We start from the raw sequence: 16,579 nt of genomic DNA on the forward strand, positions 1-16,579 counted from the left end.
AGCCAGTCCATCAAGGTCGTGGCCGGTCGTTGGGGGTTCGTTCACATGAGCGACTTCACCAAGCGGTTTCGCCAGCGCTTCGGGCATGTTCCCAGCGAAACGCAGTGGAAGTCGAAGATCGCCGCCAGCCGCCCGCAGTGAGCGCGTCGCGGGCGCCGGAGCCGACATCAGCCGAGGATGGCGGGCGCGGGGCGCCCCGGCAGTTATCCCTGTAGATCATGGCAGCCGAGGTCGAGCCGGACCTTGCGCTGCTGCTCGGTCTCCACGCCCTCGCCCGTCATCGCAAGACCGTAGCCCCCGCAGAGCGCCACCACGGCCTCGACCACGGCAGTCGATGCGCTTCTCCGTCGACGTCGCCGACGAAGCCCGCTCGATCTCGATGCGGGTCAGCGGCAGCCGCCGCACCGGCGACAGCGAGGAGAACCCGGTTCCGAAATCGTCGAGCGCGATGCCGACGCCGAGCTCGCGCAGCCGCACGAGCGAGCGATGCGTGCCGTCGAGATCCGAGAGGACGGCGGTTTCGGTGATCTCGAACTCAGCCGCGCGGCCGGTAGCCTCGGCTTCCGCGCCGCCGTCCACTTCTCGGTGCAGGTCAAGCGCCCGTGCGGCTGCTCGCCGGCGCATCGGCGGGAGGCCCGGCATCGCTTGCTGATCCCCGGCAAGGCCTGACGCCTCGGCGCCGGCGGCACCTCAACCGAGGGGAAGGCCGGCCGCGCGGCGCGCGATGCGCCAGCCCATGACGATGGCCGGGCCGATCGTCGTCCCGGGGCCGGGATAGGTGCCGCGGAACATCGAGGCGGCGTCGTTGCCGCAGGCGTAGAGGCCGGGAATGGGACGGGCGTCGGCGGTGAGGACTTCGCCGTGCTCGCCGGTCTTCAACCCGCCGCTGCCCGCCAGATCGACGGGCACCACGCGCAGCGCGTAGAAGGGCGGACGCTCCATCGTGCCGAGGCAGGGATTGCCGCCCCGGCTCGCATCGCCGTTGAAGCGGTTGACCACCGAGCCGCCGCGGCCGTAGTCGCGATCCTCGCCGTTCAGCGCGAAGCGGTTGTTCGCGGCGATGCTGGCTTCGAGCCCGGCGGCGTCGATGCCCACGGCCCGCGCCAGTTCGGCGGGCGTGTCGGCGCGGGTCAGGTAGTTCCGTCGCAGGAGGCGCCGCAGGCCGCGGCCGCCGGGCATCACCAGTCCGAGGCCGTAGCGACGGATGAAGGGGTCGTCGACGATCAGCCAGGCTTCCGACAGGCCTGCCTCGATCATGCCCCGGCAGAAGTCGTGATAGCTGCCGGCTTCGTTGACGAAACGCCGGCCATCCCGGCCCACCGCGATCAGGCCGGGTTTGGCGCGGTCGAGGATGATGTGAGGCCAGACGGCGGCGGTCCCGTCCGCCTGTTTCAGAAGGGAGCAGGGCATCCACAGTCCGGCGCTGTCGCCGCCATCGTCCACGCTCGCATCGAGGCGCGCGGTGGCGGCCGCGATGCCGTCTCCGGTGTTGGCGGCGGGGGCCTGGCTGAGATCGGCGATCTCCGGCGGGAAAAGGCGCGCCCGCAGCTCCCTGTTCCAGCCGATGCCGCCCGTCGCCAGCACGACGCCGCGTCTGGCACGGACCCGTCGCTCGCCCCCCGGCGTGCGAACCACGGCCCCGACGACCTCGTGTCCTTCCAGGATGAAATCGGCGAGCGGGCTTTCGAACCAGACGGGCACTTGGCGTTGGCGCAGGCTGTAGAAGAGCTGCGCCACCAGCGCGTTGCCCATCAGCAGCCGCGTTCCGCGCTTGTGGGTGAGCCGGTCGCGAAGATAGGGCAGCACCACCTTCAGCGTGCCGCGAAGGTTGGCAAGGCTCGCGAGCGGCGACAGAAGCATGCCGAGTTCGGCCCGGCCGACCATCATGCCGCCGAGGCCCATGAACACGGCGCCGGGCGGGCGGATGCGGCGGAAGTCGCCGCCGAGCCGGCGTCCGTCGAACGGGACCGGCGCCAGCGCCCGGCCACCATAGGCTGCGCCCGGTGCGTCCAGATAGTCGGGATGGGCGGTCGCGGCGACGAAGCGCACGTCGGAATGGGCTTCGAGATCGCCGATCGCCGCATCGCCGGAGGCCAGGAAGGCGCAGCGAAGATCGTCGCCGCCGCGATTGCCCACCACGTGCCGCAGGAACGCGGCGGCCTCCTCGACGCGGTCGGGCACGCCGGCCCGGACCGACAAGGCGGTGCCGGGCACCCAGGCGGTTCCCCCGGACGTCGACGTGGTGCCGCCGACCATCTCCGTCTTCTCGCAAAGCAGCACCGACAGCCCGTTGATCGCGCCCGAAAGCGCCGCGCTCATGCCGCCGGCGCCGGCCCCGAACACCAAGAGATCGACCTCTTCGTCAAAAACGTCCATCGCCGGCCCGTCCGTTTCCATGCCACCGGAAAATGCCACAGACGTCTCCAAATGGAAGAGGTTTCCATTGTAGAATGATGTTCCATTCAACCGTGTATGGTGTTGACGTCTTGGATCTCGACGGTGGACACAGTTTGGACGATCGGTTGCCTCCATCCGGCCGAGCCGGACGTCGAGACCGCCGATGGAAGACGCGCCGGTCCGGGCGAACGGTCGTGAGCGAGATCGATTTGGGGCTGGAGCCAAGTCGGGGTCGCCGACCAGGAGCTCGACGGATCGAAGACCGCGCGCGACCGTTCGCGGCGAAGCGGAGCAGAGCATTCGGTTGCGGCGCGGTGGCGGCGGTGCCGACCATGGGATGGAAGCGGAAGGGGCGTGGGGCCAGTCATGAGGCGTGAGAAGGGATCTGCGAGCCGGGATGGCGCGGCGGCCGTCGCGATCGTCGACGCCGGCGTGATCGGCCGCCCGCATGTCGAGGTCCTCGCGCACCGGCCCGGCCTGCGCCTCGCTGCCATGGTGGACCCGAAGCCCGCGGCCGGGCGCCTCGCCAAGGCCGAGAGCCCCGCATCGACGCCCGAACGCGTCGGGTTGGCCGGTGAGACCGGCGTTCCCACTGCGGGCGGGCCGCTCCGCATCGACCTCGCTCGCGAGATCGATCGTCTGCGCCATGTCGTCGGCGAGATCGCCCGCGTGCCGACCACGATCGCCCAGACGCGCCGCGGATCGCCCGCACAGGCCACCGCGTGAGCAGCGTTCTCGAAAAGGCCCTCGCTCTCGTCGAACGGCTCGCGGAGCAACCCGGCGGACTGTCGATCTCGGCGCTCGCGGCGGCCACCGACCAGCCCGCCAGCGGCGTGCATCGCACGTTGCAGGAACTCGCCCGGCTCGGCTACGTGCGCCAGCACCAGACCGGCGGCGACTACGGCCTGACCATCAAGCTGCCGGCGATGGGACTGACGTTCCTCGGCCGCTCCGGCATCACCGACGTCGCCCAGCCGGTGCTCGCCGCGCTCGCCGCCGAATGCCGCGAGCTCGTGCGGCTCTCGGTGATCGACGGCGAGGATCTCGTCTGGGTGGCGGTGGCGCAGGGCGCGACCGGCGGTCTGCGCTACGATCCCGGCCAGGAACAGGGCGTCGTCGTCCATCTGGCGAGCTCTGCCGGCGGCAGAGCCTGGCTTTCCACCCTGAGCGACGAGGACGCGCTGCTCAAGGTCGGCGTGCAGGGGCTCGTGCGGCAGGCCGAGGGACAGGGATACAACGCGTCGCAAAGCCTTCCTCTGCTGCTGAAGCAACTGACGGAGGCCCGGTCGCGAGGCTACGCCACCGCCGTCGACAGCTACATCGCCGGCATGGCCGCGATGGCGGTGCCGGTGCGCGGCCCATTCGGCGGACCGGTCCTCGGCTGCCTCTCGATCGCCGGTCCCGCCGTGCGGATGACCGCGGAGAGGATGGACGAACTCGCGCCCCGCCTGCGGCAGGCCGCGGAAGATCTCGGCGCGGCGGCGGCGGGGTCGAGGATGCTGCGCGCGAACGCCCGGACGCCGGACGAGACGGCGCGGCGCGCGCGCCGATGAACGGGATCGGCCGAAACCGGCGCCATGCGGGAACGCCGCGCCGCGCCGGGGGCGAGCTCAATGGGCGGGAATGCCCGCCGGCGTCTGCCGGGTCTGCGTCGCCAGCCGGATCGGCGCGTTCGCCGCGCCGAGGCCTCGGTAGCCGCGGCGCTCCACGATCTCGATGAAGAAGCCCCCGTCGAGCGCCTTCAGATAGATCTGGAAATACTCGCCGCCCTCGTCCCGGTCGTAGAGAATGCCGGTCTGGCGCATGATCTCCAGCGTCTCGGGCGCGATGTCGAACCGGGCGTCGAGGTCGTCGTAGTAGTTCTGCGGAATGGGCAGCAGCGCCACCCCGTTCGAGGCCAGGGTGCGGACGGTCGCGAAGATGTCGAGACTGCGAAAGGCGACGTGCTGGACGCCGGGACCGACGAACTGCGAGACGAAGCGCGCCGAAAGAGTGCGCGTCGATTGCGAGCCGTTGAGAACGATGCGCAGGCTGGCATCCTCGTTCTCCAGCACCTGGCTGAGCACGAGGCCGCCGGGATCGGGCACCTCCAGCGGCGGCAGCGGCGTGAGGTCGAAGATCGAGCGGTAGAACAGCGTCCACGACAAGATGTCCTCGAAGCGCACGGTCTGCGCGACGTGGTCGACGGCCACCAGCCCCGCACTCCCGCTCTCGCCCCCGTTCGCCGTCAGCTCGAAATCCGCTGCCCATTGCGGGCCGAGCGCGTCTTCCTCCGGCACGAGATAAAGGAGGCTCCCGCCAACGCCGCGGATCGTGGCGAACTCACGCTCGCCCGGTCCCACCGGCTGGCGGAAGGGCGAGGCCAGCAACCCTTGCGAACGCGCGAAGGCCTCGTCGGCATCGGCCATGCGCAGGCCGAGTGCGCAGACATTCGTGCCGTGGACCACGTAGGACGAATGCGCGAACCCCTCCGTCTCCGTGTTGATCACGACGCGCAGATCCCCTTGCGCGTAGAGTTCGACGTCCTTGGTGCGGTGGCGGCCGGCATGGTGGAAGCCGATCGCCTCCAGAAGGGTGGCGAGGGACGGGCCGGACGCGGCGTCGGTCGCGAACTCGACGAAGGAGACGCCGCTCGTGCGGGCGGGCGGGGGCAGGGGGGTCGCCTCGGACGGCCCCTTCATCGCCCGGCCCTCGGCCTTGAGGCGGTCCATGACGTAGATCAGCGACCGGCGACCGTCCACGGCGGTCTGACGCGGCGAGCCGGCGCGGAACTGGTCGTTGAAGATCTCCAGCGAATAGTAGCCGTCGTAGCCCGTCGCCTCGACGGCGGCCATGAAGTCCGACACCGGCAGGTCGCCCTGGCCGGGCATGTTGCGGTAGTGCCGGCTCCAGGACAGGAGATCGAGGTCGAGCCGGGGCGCGTCCGCGATCTGGACGATGAAGATCTTCTCGCGCGGGATGGAGCGGATCGACTGCGAATCGATGCCGCGCGACAACGAATGGAAGCTGTCGAGGATCAGGCCGATGCGGGGATGATCGGCGCGCCGCACGATCTCCCAGGCGTCGCGGTGGTCGTTGACGAAGCGGCCCCAGGCCAGCGCCTCGTAGCCGACGCGCACGTTCGCCGCTGCTGCGATCTCGCCGAGTTCGGCCAGATCCTCGGCCGCCCGGTCGATGCCGCCGAGCGCCAGCGGCGAGAGCGAAGAGCAGATGAGGATGAGATCGGTGCCGAGCTCGTTCATCGTTTCGAACTTGCGCTTCGCCCGGTCGAACGCCCGGGTGCGCTGCGGCTCCGGCAGGCCCTCGAAATCGCGGAACGGCTGGAAGAGGGAAATCTCGAGCCCGGCGTCGCGCACCATGCGCCCGACGTCCCGCGCGCTCCGGTCGGAGGCCAGGAAGTCGTTCTCGAAGATTTCCACCGCGCCGAAGCCCGCCGCGGCGATGGCCGCGAGCTTCTCGGCGAGGTCGCCCGAGATCGAGACGGTGGCGATCGAGGTCTTCATGGGCAAACTCCATCGACGAGGAGGGGTGTGATGCGGCGTGTCGCGGCGAAAGAGGCGCGCCCGCTCACGCGACGGCGTCCGGGTTCTTGAGGATCAGCTTGGCCTTGGCGAACCGCCCCCGGTCGATGTCCTCGAAGGCGGCGGCGCCGTCCTCCAGCGGCCGTTCCTCGATCCAGTTCAGCGGCCCCAGGCGGTTCGACGCCAGAAGCGCGACGGTCTCGCGGAAGTCCGGCATGGAATAGCAGTAGGATCCGGCGAAGGCGATCTCGGCCAGCGTCAGGCGGCGCATGTCGACGCCCTCCGATCCCGGCATCAGGCCCATATGGACGATCGCGCCGCCGCGGCGCACCATTCGAAACGCGGCCTCGCGCGTCGCCCTCGCGCCGACGGCGTCGAAGACGAGATCGATCGATCCCGGCGCCGGGCCGTCCGGTCCGCCGGGATCGTAGGCGCGGATCGCGGCGTTCGCGGCTCGGGCGGTGTCGCGGCGTCCGGCGTGAACCTCGCCGAGGTGAACCACCCCCGCGCCCTGCAGCGCTGCGATCAGGGCCGTCGCGAGGCCGATCGCCCCGCCGCCCAGCACCGCGACCGCGAGGGCCGAGAGCGGGCGATGCGACAGCCGGGTTCCGATCCGCACGGCGTGATAGGCGACGGCGACCGGCTCGGCGAGGCAGGCCGCGGCGAAATCCAGCCCGTCTGGAATGGGCACGAGACTGCCGTCGGGCACCCGCACCTTGCGCGCGAAGCCGCCGCGATGGGGCGGCAGGCCGATGACGCCCTGTTCCTCGCAGAGTTGCGGCCGGCCGGAGAGACACGCGTCGCAGGTGCCGCAGGTGACGAGCGGGTTGACGGCGACGCGGGCGCCCGCCAGCGGCCCGGTCTCCACGACGCCGGCGATCTCGTGGCCCATGACGAGCGGCGGCACGCGGCGCGGATCGTCGCCGTGATAGCCGTGCAGGTCGGACCCGCAGATGCCGCAGGCGGCGACCCGGACGATCGACGAACCGGGCTCGGCGCGGGGCTCGTCGACGTCTCGCAGCTCCAGGTGGCGCTTGCCGAGATAGACCAGTGCCTTCATCCCGCCGACCTCTCTGCCAATCCCTCGACGCGCGCCGGCAAACTCGATCGGCGCACCGTCCGATCTCGGCTCCCGCGCCCTGCGAGCCCGGCGTCGGCTATTCCGGGAGCGGCCCGATATGGTCGAAGCGCAGGCCGCGGGTCGTTCGTCCGGGCGCGGGTGGAGCGAGGGCGAAGCCGTAACGCTCGGCCATCTTCACGATATGGGTTCCCAGCTCTTCCATCGCGCCGGCGAGATCCCCCGTCTCCAGCCGGCCGATGATGACGTAATGCTCCTCGTTCGCCTGCTCGCGCGTCGGCAGGGCCGAGCGATGGGCGCGCAGCGCGGCGACCTTGCCGCTGATCAGCCGGTAGGCGTTGACGAGGTAGGGGTTGCCGCAATGGTCGATCGCCGCCTCGTGAAATTCCGTATCGGCGCTGGCGCTGCGCATCATGTCGCCCGAGGCCAGCGCGTCGCGGATGCTGTCGGCGGCCAGACGCATCGCGGCGATGGTCTGCGCGCCGCTGCGCTCCATCGCGAGGCGCAGGGCGTCGAGTTCGATCATGCGGCGAAACTCGCAGATGTTCTCGGTGTCCTCGGGGGTCGGCAGGAACACGAAACTGCCGCGCTGCGGGCGGATGTCGATCAGCCCCTGCTGTTCCAGCGCCGCGAAGGCCTCGCGCACCGGGCTTCGGCTGACGCCCAGCGTGCTCGCCAGCTTGTCTTCCGACAGCGCGTCCCCGAGTTCGAATTCGCCGTCGAGGATCGCGCGGCGCAGACGCTCGGCCACCCGCAGCCCCAGGGAACCCCGTTGTCTCGAACTCAAAGCGCCGCGCCTCCTTCACATCGAGCCGCCCGCTCGCGGGTCGAACGGTTTTCCGGCCTGGAGCCGGGCGGTCATCCCGCGGATGCCGGCCGGTGCCAGACTATCGCCTCGGCCGGCCCCGCTCAACATCGACCGCTCGCGGCGCCGCCGCCGCCTGACCTCGGCGCATCGAGAAACCGCCGCGTCGCCGCCATGGCCTTTTCGGCGCGCGCCCCGAAGCTCAGCGCGGCGTCGCCCGCATGGGGCGTTTCCACGCTGATCGTGATGTCGGGCCCAAGAACCGACATCAGCTCATCGAGCCACAGCCCGCCTTCGCCCGGCATCAGGCGCCCGCCGCGCGCTTCCGCGATGCAGGCGGCGTCGCTTGCCGGCGGCTCGGCCGGCGCGTCGCAGAGCTGGAGATAGAGCACCCGGTCGCGGTCCAGCGTCCGGACGTCGTCCGGCCGGCCGCCGGAACGCGACAGGTGCAGCGCATCGATGAGGATGCCGACATTCGAGCGGCCGGCGGCCTCCACGAGCCGCTTGGCGTCGGCGAGCGTCGACATGGCGCGCCAGCGCGTCAGCTCGATGGCCAGGGTGACGGCATAGCCGGCGGCGACGTCGGCGATGCCGGCGAGCCGGTCCGCCGCGCGGGCGAGGTCCGCGTCGTCGCTGGTGATCTGCATCATCGGCATGCCGAGTTCGGCCGCCGTCTCGATCGCCGGCGCCCAGTGCCGGACGTCGGTGTCCGGCAGAAGGGTCAGAAGCTCGGCGTCGAACAGCGAGATGCCCTCGTTCGCGGTGGCGGCCTTGATCCGGCGGATCAGCGCGGCGTCGCCGAGGATGGGATGCGCGAGATCCACCCCGTTGGGCGCCACGAGGCGAAGGCTCGTGGCGTCGTATCCGGCGGCGGCGGCGACGCGGATCTGTTCCTCGGGCGGGCAGCCCTGGACGGTCAGGTAGGCGAGCGACAGGCGATGGGCGCGGTGCATCCGGGCCTCAATAGGTCGCGCGTCCGCCGGACACGTCGAACACGGCCCCGGTCGAGAACGAGCATTCCTCCGACGCCAGCCAGGCGACGAGCGAGGCGACCTCCGAGGCCTTGCCGAGGCGACCGACCGGGATCTTGGCGGTGACGAAGGCGCGGAACTCGGGCGTCAGCTGGTTCAGCATCTCCGTCTCGATCGCGGCGGGCGCGACGCAGTTCACCCGGATCTCGGTGTTCGCCAGCTCCCGGCCGACCGATTTCGTCAGGCCGATCACCCCGGCCTTCGACGCCGAATAGGCGACGGCATTGGGGTTGCCCTCCTTGCCGGCGATCGAGGCGATGTTGACGATGCGCCCGTAGCCCGTCTTCAGCATCTCGCGCACGCCGGCCTGGCAGCAGTGGAAGACCGCGTCGAGATTGAGCGCCATCACGAAGCGCCAGCCCTCGAAGGGATAGCTGGCGAAGGCTTCCACCGGCCCGTTGTGGCCGGCGCTGTTGACGAGGATGCCGAGCGGGCCGAACTCCTGGACGACCTCCGTCATCGCCGCGTCGACCGAGGCGCGGTCGGTGACGTCGACGCCGTAGCCGCGGGCCCGCGGCAGTCGGGCGGCGGCGTCGCGCGCGCGCGCGGCGTCGAGATCCCAGATCGCCACGGTGTGGCCCTGCGCCGCCAGTCGCTCGGCGATGGGGAACCCCAGACCACCGGCGCCTCCCGTGACGATGGCCACGCGCGCCTGTTCCGGTGTCGTCATGGTCTGCTTCCTCCCGCTTCGTCGGCGCTCGAGGGCGGACTTGACAACCGCTCGAACTAACATTCTAGTATTCTACGGTAAGGGTCGCCTTCGATCCTTGTCAAGCGACCGCCGGCCGCAAGGCGCCCCTCGCAACATTCGGAGAGTCGGGTTTGGGACTGAAGGGATCCGCGTTTCTGGCCATCTGGCACGACATCGCTGCAGGGGCGCATGGCGACTATGTCGAATGGCACACGCGCGAGCACATGCCCGAACGGCTCTCCATTCCCGGCTTTCGAACCGGCAAGCGCCTGCATGCGCCCGGCTCCGCGCGCCATGTGTTCGGCACGATCTATGCCGGCGACGGCGTCGATGTCTTCCAGTCCCCCGCCTATCTCGCACGCCTGAACGACCCCACCGCCTGGACCACCGCGGTCGCGCCGAGCTTCCGGAACTTCCTGCGCGTCGCCTGCGAGCGCATCGCCTTTGCCGGGCGAGGGGACGGCGGCAGCATGGCGACCCTTCGCTTCGACTTTTCCGGCGCCGAGCCGGAGGCGAGACTGCGGGCCGCGGCGTCCACGCTGGTTCGCGACGTGCTGGCGTTCCCTTCCGTCTGCTCGGTGCATCTGGGCGTCGCCCGCGCCAAGGTCTCCGGCGTCCGCACGCGCGAGACGGAGCTGCGCGAGGCCATGTCCGAGCGGGGCTTCGACGTGGTGCTTCTCGTGGAGGGCAGCGCCCGTCCCGGTCTGGAGGCGGCGATGCCGGGCATCTTCGAGCTCTGCGCGGCGACGGGCGCCCTCGGTGTTCCCGTCGCCGCGATCTACGAGACCGCCTACACGCTGACGGCGCAGGACATGGAAGCGCCCGACACGGCAGCATCCGGCATGGGGGCGCAGGGATGACGCGCATCCTCGTCACCGGCGGCGGCGGTTTTCTCGGCGGCTGGATCTCCAAGCTGCTCATCGAGGGCGGGCACGAGGTCCGCATCTTCGACCGCGGAAGCGAGCGCCGCGTGGTGCGGGAGGTCGTGGGCGGGGCGGCGGACGATCTGGACTGGGTCGAGGGCGACGTCATGGACGGCGCGGCTGTGACGCACGCGGCGGAGGGATGCGCTGCGATCGTCCATCTGGCCGCGCTTCTGACGCCGGCCTGCGCCGCCGACCCGGTGCGGGGCGCCGAGGTCAACCTGATCGGCACGCTGAACGTCTTCGAGGCCGCGAAGGCGCGGGGCATCCGGCGCATCGCCTATGCGAGCAGCGCCGCCGTGTTCGGTCCCGACGACGGCGAGCATCCCCGGCCGGTGACGATGTACGGCGCCTTCAAGCTCGCAGGCGAGGGCTGCGCGCGTGCCTACTGGCACGATGCGGGGATCGCCAGCGTCGGGCTGCGCCCCACGGTGGTCTACGGGCCGGGCCGCGAGATCGGGTTGACGGCCGGGCCGACGCTGGCCTGCCGCGAGGCGGTGGCGGGGCGCCCCTACGTCATCGGCTATACAGGGCGTCAGGATCTCGTCTTCGCCGGCGACGTCGCCGCCGCCTTCGCGGCCGCCGCTACGCGGAACCTGGAGGGCGCGCATGCCGTGTCGCTCGGCGGAAGCGTCGTGGACGTGCCCGACATCGTCGCCGCGATCGAGGCCGAGGTGCCGGGCGCCGTCATCGGCTTCGAGGGCCCGGCCGTTCCCATGGCGTCGAACATCGCAGGGGCGGGCGATGCGACGATCCTCGGCCTCGCGCCGCGAACCACGCTGCGCGATGGCATCGCGCGGACGGTGGCGCATTATCGCCGCGTGGCGGGGGAGGCCTGAATGTCGCGCCGTCATTCCATCGGCGTCGCTGCCGGCGACAGTCCTGCCATCCGGAGAAAGCTAGGGCGCGAGGTAGCGCAGGATCATTTCCGTCATCGTTTCCAGACGTTTCTCGACGGCCGCGTCGGCGAGGAGGTCTCGCCCGAAGAGGATCTTCAGCGTGTGGCGGTTGGACACGTAGGTGAAGCCGAGCGCGGAGATCGAGATGTAGAGGTCGAGCGCATCGACGTCGGCGCGAAATGTGCCGGAGGCGACGCCCCGAGCCAGGATGGCCTCGACCTTGGCGAGCACGGGGCGGTTCAGCCCGGACATGTCGCCGGCGGTGCGCAGATGCGAGGCGCCGTGCAGGTTCTCGGTGTTGATCATCCGCACGAAGGCGGGATGGTCGATGTAGTAGCGGAAGGTGAAGGCGACGAGGGTGGCGATCGCGCCGCAGGGGTCGTCGAGGTCGAGGTCCAGCCGGTCCTCGGCGTCGCGGATGCCGGCGTAGATGTCCTGCAGAGCGGCGCGGTAGAGATCCTCCTTGCTGTCGAAATAGTGGTAGACCATCGCCTTGTTGCTGCTCGCCCGGGCCGCGATCCGGTCCACCCGCGCGCCGCCGATGCCGTAGGTGGAGAATTCGAGAATGGCGGAGTCGAGCAGCGCCCGGCGACGTCGCAGCGGCGCACGCTCGCCCGCGTCGGGCCCGATGCCGATCCGGTTCTCGTCGTCGACCCGCGCCATGCTCGTTCCCTCGATGCCCGTCCCGTCGGCGGTCCGTCTTCGCCGGTCATGACGTTTTCGACAAGGCGTCACGGTGTCGTTGACTTCAACCAACCGGTTGGTTAGCTTTTTTACCAGCATCGCATGAGGATCGGCAAGGGAGGACTTGCCGCTCTTTCGACAACCGCCCCGTCGGGGGTGCATCGGTCACAGTCTGGGAGGACAAGCATGTTCAAGGTTTCATTGTCGCGCGTCGCGGCGCTCGCGCTCGTCGCAGGTCTCGGCTTCGCCGGCACCGTCTCGAACGCGGCGGCGCAGACGCTGGAGAAGATCAAGGAAGCCGGCGTCATGCGCGTCGGCGTCATGGGCGAGCAGGCGCCCTGGGGCTCGATCGACGCGAGCGGGCAGAACATCGGCTACGACGTTGACGTCGCCCAGCTGATGGCCAAGGAGCTCGGCGTGAAGGTCGAGTTCGTGGCGAACGCCGTCGCCGCCCGCATCCCGAACCTTCTGACCAACAAGGTCGACGTTCAGATGGCGGTGATGGGCATGTATCCCGACCGCGCCAAGGTCGTGCAGTTCTCCAAGCCCTATGCCGGCCTGAAGATCATTCTCCTGTCCAGCGCCAAGAACAAGATCGAGACGATCGAGGACGCGCGAAACCTGCGCATCGGCGTGCCGCGCGGCGCCGCGCAGGACAAGGCGATCACCGCGCTTCTCGGCGACTCCCCGAACATCCGGCGCTTCGACGACGACAGCTCCAACATCCAGGCGCTGGTCTCCGGCCAGGTCGACGCGATCGGCGGAAATACGACCTACAAGATCAATCTCGACCGCGCCGCGCCCGGCAACGACTTCGAGCAGAAGCTGGTCTTCAACGAGCAGTGGATGGGCGCCACGACCCGGCCGGGCGATGCCGAGATGAACGGCTGGCTCAACGCCTTCATCGACAAGATCAAGGCGAACGGCGAACTGCAGAAGATCAGCGAGAAGTGGCTGGACGCGCCGCTCCCGACCTTCCCCGAGAGCCTCGAAGGCGTGCCGTTCGCCGCCAAGTGATCTCGGCTCGGTCCCGCCGGCCGACCTAGCCGGCGGGACCGATGCCTTGAGACCCTCGGAAAAGCCGTCAGGGGTGCGGGATCGCCTCCGTCGATCGTGATCCTGCCGGTCGAAGACGGGGTGACCGGAAGTGCGGCGACGCTCGATGCGATCCCGCTGCCGGCTTCCGTCCATCAAGACTCCACCAAGAGACCGTCAGTGGAGAAGCGGCGCCGGCTCCCGGTCGATCGTCACTGCGCAGGCCGCGGTTGCCGCGTCCCCCCTGCCGGAACGGGCGGCCGCCGTCCGGCGCCGTCGTGCGATCGCCTTTCCCGCCTCCCGTCCTTCGAGAAGAGACATGCGCACCATCTTCGTTCTGAACGGCCCCAACCTCAATCTTCTGGGCGAGCGCGAGCCGGACATCTACGGCCACACGACGCTCGCCGACATTCGCCGGTGGTGCGAGAGCGACGCCGAGGAGCTGGGGCTCGCGATCGACTTCCGGCAGTCGAATTTCGAGGGTGAGATCATCGAGGCGATCCACGCGGCTCGCAAGGACGCGGCGGGGATCATCATCAACCCGGCCGCCTACACCTTCACCTCGATCGCCATTCTCGATGCTTTGAAGACCTTCAACGGACCCAAGATCGAGCTGCACATCTCCAACGTCCACCAGCGCGAGGAGATTTACCACAAGTCCCTCGTCTCGAAGACCGCCACCGCTGTCATGGCGGGCTTCGGCGCCTACGGCTACCGGCTGGCGCTGCGGGCCATGGCGGAGATGACCCGTTGACCGCGATCGCCGTTCTCGGCGCCGGGCTCATCGGCCGCGAACATGCCGAACTGGTAGCCTCGCACGCCTCCGCCTCGCTCGCGGCCATCGCCGATCCGTCGCCGCAGGCACAGGCTTTGGCGGCCCGCCTCTGCGTGCCCCACTATCGCGACTACGAGACGATGCTGGACGAGGTGCGCCCCGCGGGCGCGATCATCGCCCTGCCGAACCATCTTCATGCGCCGGCGGCGCTGGCCTGCATCGCGCGCGGCATCGCCTGCCTCGTCGAGAAGCCGGTGGCCGACGATCTCGCCGCGGCCCGGCGCCTGGCGGAGGCTGCCGAGAGAGCCGACGTCCCGGTCCTCGTCGGTCATCACCGCCGGCACAGTCCCGACATCCACGCCGCCAAGCGCGCGATCGAGGCGGGCGAGCTCGGCGCGGTCGTTGCGGTGAGCGGCATGACGCTGTTCGACAAGCCCGACGGCTATTTCGACGTCGAATGGCGTCGCTCGGTCGGCGGCGGCGTCCTTCTCATCAATCTCATCCACGACATCGACGTGCTGCGCCATCTCGTCGGCGAGATCGAATCCGTGCGCGCCTTCACATCCAACGCCCACCGGGGCCTCGCGGTCGAGGACACCGCGAGCATCGCGATCCGTTTCGTCAACGGGGCGCTCGGCACGTTCGTCATCTCCGACAACGCCGTCAGCCCCTGGGCCTGGGAATACACGTCGGGCCAGGCGCTCTATCACCCTTCGGAGCCCGGCCCCTATCTGTTCCTGTCCGGCCGCAAGGGCGCCCTGTCGGTCTCCGATCTCTATCTCTGGCGCCACGCCAAGGAGAGCGACCACTGGCAGGATCGTCTGGTTCGCGAGTCCCGCAGCGGCGACGGATCGCGCACCTACGTCAACCAGCTCGACCACTTCCTCGCCGTCGTGCAGCGGCAGGCCAAGCCCCTCGTCGACGCGCGCGATGGCATGGCGACGCTCGCCGTCACGCTCGCCGTCGATCGCGCCGCGCAAGAAGACCGCACCGTCACCCTCGCCGAAATGCTGGCGGAAGGCGCCGAGGCTGCATGACCCGAAAACTCGCTCTCTCCTTCCTCACCTGTCTCGGCGCCGCTCCCGAAGAGGCGGTTCGCGCCGCCGCTGCCGCGGGCTACGACCATGTGGGTCTGCGTATGCTGCCCGCCGCCCCCAACGGCCTGGCGTTCCCGCTGATGGACGATCCCGGCCGGGTGCGCGATCTCGCCGCCCTGATGAAGGACGAAGGCATCTCGGTCTTCGACATGGAGATCGTGCGCATCGGCCCGACCTTCGAAGTCGAGCCGCTCCGGCCCTTCCTCGACTGCACCGCGCGCCTCGGGGCCAAGACGATCCTCGTCGCCGGCGACGATCCGGACGAAGCCCGGCTGACCGCCTCCTACGTCGCCTTCTGCGAGGCCGCGGCCCGGTTCGGGCTCACCGCCGATCTCGAGTTCATGCCGCAGTCGGACCTGCGCGATCTCGCGGCGGCACTTCGGGTGCTGCGTGCCGCCGGGCAGCCGAACCAGGGCGTCATCGTCGATGCCCTGCACGTCTCGCGCGCCGGCGTCTCGCCCGCCGAGATCGCGGCGATCCCGCCCCAATGGCTGCATTACGCGCAGATCTGCGACGCGCCGGCGGCGGTTCCCACGGGCCGAGACGCGCTGAACTTCACGGCGCGCCACGATCGCCTGCTGCCGGGCGAGGGGGGCATCGATCTCGCCGCCATCTTCGCGGCGCTGCCGTCCGACCTCCCCGTCGCGGTGGAGATCCCGAACGACCGGCAGTCGGCGGGCCATTCGCCGGCGCAATGGGCAAAGCGGGCGCGGGATGCCAGCCTTGCCGTCTTGAGCGAGAAACGGGCGGAGCGGGTCGCATGAACATCCCCAGCAAGATCGTCCGCGGCGAAGCCATTCCCGCCCTCGGCCTCGGCACGTTCGAGCTCACGGGGCCGGACGGAGAGACCGCGATCCGCGCCGCCATCGACCTCGGATACCGCCAGATCGACACGGCCATCCGCTACGGCAACGAGCTGGAGGTCGGCCGGGCGATCCGCGCGTCCGGCGTGCCACGGGGCGACTTCTTCGTCACCACCAAGATCTGGTTCGACTCGCTCGATCCCGACGTGGTGCCGCGGCGGGTGGGCGAAAGCCTGGAGCGCCTCGCGCTCGACCAGGTGGACCTCCTTCTCGTGCACTGGCCGACGAAGGACGTGCCGCTCGGTGAGACGCTCGCCGCCTTCGAGGCGGAAAAGGCGAGGGGGCGCACGCGGCTGATCGGCGTCAGCAACTTCACCGTGGCCTTGCTCGACGAGGCGCTGGGTACGCACGGCGCCGATCTCTTCTGCAATCAGGTGGAGTACCACCCGTTCCTGTCGCAGGAGACGCTGCTGGCGCGGATGCGCCGCGCCGACATGCTGCTCAACGCCTATCAGCCGATCGCGCGCGGCAAGGTCTTCCAGTGCGAGCCGCTGAACGAGATCGGGCGCAAATACGGCAAGACGGCGGGCCAGGTGACGCTGCGCTGGCTGGTGCAGCAGGAGGGCGTCGGCGCCATTCCCCGCTCGTCGCGCCCCGAGAACATGCGTGCCAATCTCGACATCTTCGACTTCGAGCTCTTGGCGCAGGACATGGCGGCGATCCATGGGCTGGCGCGGGGCGAACGCTACTCGAGCTTCGACTGGCAGCCCGAATGGGACGACTGAGGCATTTTTTCGTGAAAGCCGTGTCGGCTTTCACGTCCGGACGACGCGGCAACCA

Annotated in this window: 18 protein-coding genes; 10 read left to right on the forward strand and 8 right to left on the reverse strand. The window is 69.9% G+C overall.

The window, feature by feature from the left end; genetic code table 11:
* Positions 1-216 precede the first annotated feature (216 nt).
* Positions 217-477 (reverse strand): EAL domain-containing protein, encoded by a 261-nt coding sequence (locus GGR04_RS24620; protein ID WP_376769880.1) that lies wholly within the window; start codon positions 475-477, stop codon positions 217-219.
* Between the two features lie 9 nt (positions 478-486).
* On the opposite strand from GGR04_RS24620, the gene GGR04_RS24080 reads away from it, so the two are divergent.
* Positions 487-669, forward strand: a complete 183-nt coding sequence (locus GGR04_RS24080; RefSeq protein WP_246393440.1) for a hypothetical protein — start codon at positions 487-489, stop codon at positions 667-669.
* A gap of 21 nt (positions 670-690) precedes the next feature.
* On the opposite strand, the gene GGR04_RS19915 is transcribed toward GGR04_RS24080, so the two are convergent.
* Positions 691-2,376 (reverse strand): FAD-binding protein, encoded by a 1,686-nt coding sequence (locus tag GGR04_RS19915; protein WP_183201795.1) that lies wholly within the window; start codon positions 2,374-2,376, stop codon positions 691-693.
* A gap of 387 nt (positions 2,377-2,763) precedes the next feature.
* Between GGR04_RS19915 and GGR04_RS19920 the strand changes: the two genes are divergently transcribed.
* Both GGR04_RS19920 and GGR04_RS19925 read left to right on the forward strand, forming a co-directional pair.
* On the forward strand, positions 2,764-3,123 hold the full coding sequence (locus tag GGR04_RS19920) for a hypothetical protein (protein ID WP_183201798.1): 360 nt from the start codon (positions 2,764-2,766) through the stop codon (positions 3,121-3,123).
* A complete protein-coding gene (locus GGR04_RS19925) occupies positions 3,120-3,950 on the forward strand; it encodes an IclR family transcriptional regulator (protein ID WP_183201799.1) in 831 nt (276 codons plus the stop codon). The genes GGR04_RS19920 and GGR04_RS19925 overlap by 4 nt, the downstream gene beginning before the upstream one ends.
* Positions 3,951-4,007: 57 nt before the next feature.
* On the opposite strand, the gene GGR04_RS19930 is transcribed toward GGR04_RS19925, so the two are convergent.
* The 5 genes from GGR04_RS19930 to GGR04_RS19950 form a co-directional block, all read right to left on the reverse strand.
* Complete coding sequence (locus GGR04_RS19930; RefSeq protein WP_183201801.1) at positions 4,008-5,900, reverse strand: bifunctional sugar phosphate isomerase/epimerase/4-hydroxyphenylpyruvate dioxygenase family protein; 1,893 nt, start codon at positions 5,898-5,900, stop codon at positions 4,008-4,010.
* A 64-nt stretch (positions 5,901-5,964) separates the two neighbouring features.
* Positions 5,965-6,978: a zinc-dependent alcohol dehydrogenase gene (locus GGR04_RS19935; protein ID WP_183201803.1), complete on the reverse strand. Its 1,014-nt coding sequence runs from the start codon at positions 6,976-6,978 to the stop codon at positions 5,965-5,967.
* Positions 6,979-7,075: 97 nt separating this feature from the next.
* Complete coding sequence (locus tag GGR04_RS19940) at positions 7,076-7,783, reverse strand: GntR family transcriptional regulator (RefSeq protein ID WP_183201805.1); 708 nt, start codon at positions 7,781-7,783, stop codon at positions 7,076-7,078.
* A 122-nt stretch (positions 7,784-7,905) separates the two neighbouring features.
* Positions 7,906-8,754 carry a sugar phosphate isomerase/epimerase family protein gene (locus tag GGR04_RS19945; protein WP_183201807.1) on the reverse strand — a complete coding sequence of 283 codons (849 nt, stop codon included), beginning with the start codon at positions 8,752-8,754 and terminating at the stop codon, positions 7,906-7,908.
* Between the two features lie 7 nt (positions 8,755-8,761).
* Complete coding sequence (locus GGR04_RS19950; protein WP_183201809.1) at positions 8,762-9,502, reverse strand: SDR family NAD(P)-dependent oxidoreductase; 741 nt, start codon at positions 9,500-9,502, stop codon at positions 8,762-8,764.
* Between the two features lie 152 nt (positions 9,503-9,654).
* Here GGR04_RS19950 and GGR04_RS19955 point away from each other — a divergent pair, with 152 nt between their 5' ends.
* Together GGR04_RS19955 and GGR04_RS19960 are read left to right on the forward strand one after the other, a co-directional pair.
* The gene (locus GGR04_RS19955) at positions 9,655-10,383 is read left to right on the forward strand and encodes a hypothetical protein (RefSeq protein WP_183201813.1); all 729 of its coding nucleotides are present in this window, start codon (positions 9,655-9,657) and stop codon (positions 10,381-10,383) included.
* Positions 10,380-11,285, forward strand: coding sequence for an NAD-dependent epimerase/dehydratase family protein (locus GGR04_RS19960; protein WP_183201815.1), 906 nt, complete (start codon positions 10,380-10,382; stop codon positions 11,283-11,285). The genes GGR04_RS19955 and GGR04_RS19960 overlap by 4 nt, the downstream gene beginning before the upstream one ends.
* Positions 11,286-11,345: 60 nt before the next feature.
* On the opposite strand, the gene GGR04_RS19965 is transcribed toward GGR04_RS19960, so the two are convergent.
* Positions 11,346-12,008, reverse strand: a complete 663-nt coding sequence (locus GGR04_RS19965; RefSeq protein ID WP_183201818.1) for a TetR/AcrR family transcriptional regulator — start codon at positions 12,006-12,008, stop codon at positions 11,346-11,348.
* Positions 12,009-12,215: 207 nt separating this feature from the next.
* Here GGR04_RS19965 and GGR04_RS19970 point away from each other — a divergent pair, with 207 nt between their 5' ends.
* The 5 genes from GGR04_RS19970 to GGR04_RS19990 all read left to right on the forward strand — a co-directional run bounded on the left by GGR04_RS19970 (position 12,216) and on the right by GGR04_RS19990 (position 16,524).
* Positions 12,216-13,046, forward strand: coding sequence for a transporter substrate-binding domain-containing protein (locus GGR04_RS19970; protein ID WP_183201820.1), 831 nt, complete (start codon positions 12,216-12,218; stop codon positions 13,044-13,046).
* A 337-nt stretch (positions 13,047-13,383) separates the two neighbouring features.
* Entirely contained in the window at positions 13,384-13,818 is a 435-nt protein-coding gene (gene aroQ / locus GGR04_RS19975; protein WP_183201823.1) for a type II 3-dehydroquinate dehydratase, read from the forward strand.
* Entirely contained in the window at positions 13,815-14,876 is a 1,062-nt protein-coding gene (locus GGR04_RS19980) for a Gfo/Idh/MocA family protein (RefSeq protein ID WP_210291895.1), read from the forward strand. Before aroQ ends, GGR04_RS19980 begins: the two co-directional genes overlap by 4 nt.
* Positions 14,873-15,700, forward strand: coding sequence for a sugar phosphate isomerase/epimerase family protein (locus GGR04_RS19985; protein ID WP_183201824.1), 828 nt, complete (start codon positions 14,873-14,875; stop codon positions 15,698-15,700). The genes GGR04_RS19980 and GGR04_RS19985 overlap by 4 nt, the downstream gene beginning before the upstream one ends.
* Positions 15,697-16,524 carry an aldo/keto reductase gene (locus GGR04_RS19990; RefSeq protein ID WP_183201825.1) on the forward strand — a complete coding sequence of 276 codons (828 nt, stop codon included), beginning with the start codon at positions 15,697-15,699 and terminating at the stop codon, positions 16,522-16,524. Before GGR04_RS19985 ends, GGR04_RS19990 begins: the two co-directional genes overlap by 4 nt.
* Positions 16,525-16,579: the final 55 nt, after the last annotated feature.

The sequence above is a fragment of the Aureimonas pseudogalii genome (assembly GCF_014196835.1).
Taxonomy (GTDB): domain Bacteria; phylum Pseudomonadota; class Alphaproteobacteria; order Rhizobiales; family Rhizobiaceae; genus Aureimonas; species Aureimonas pseudogalii.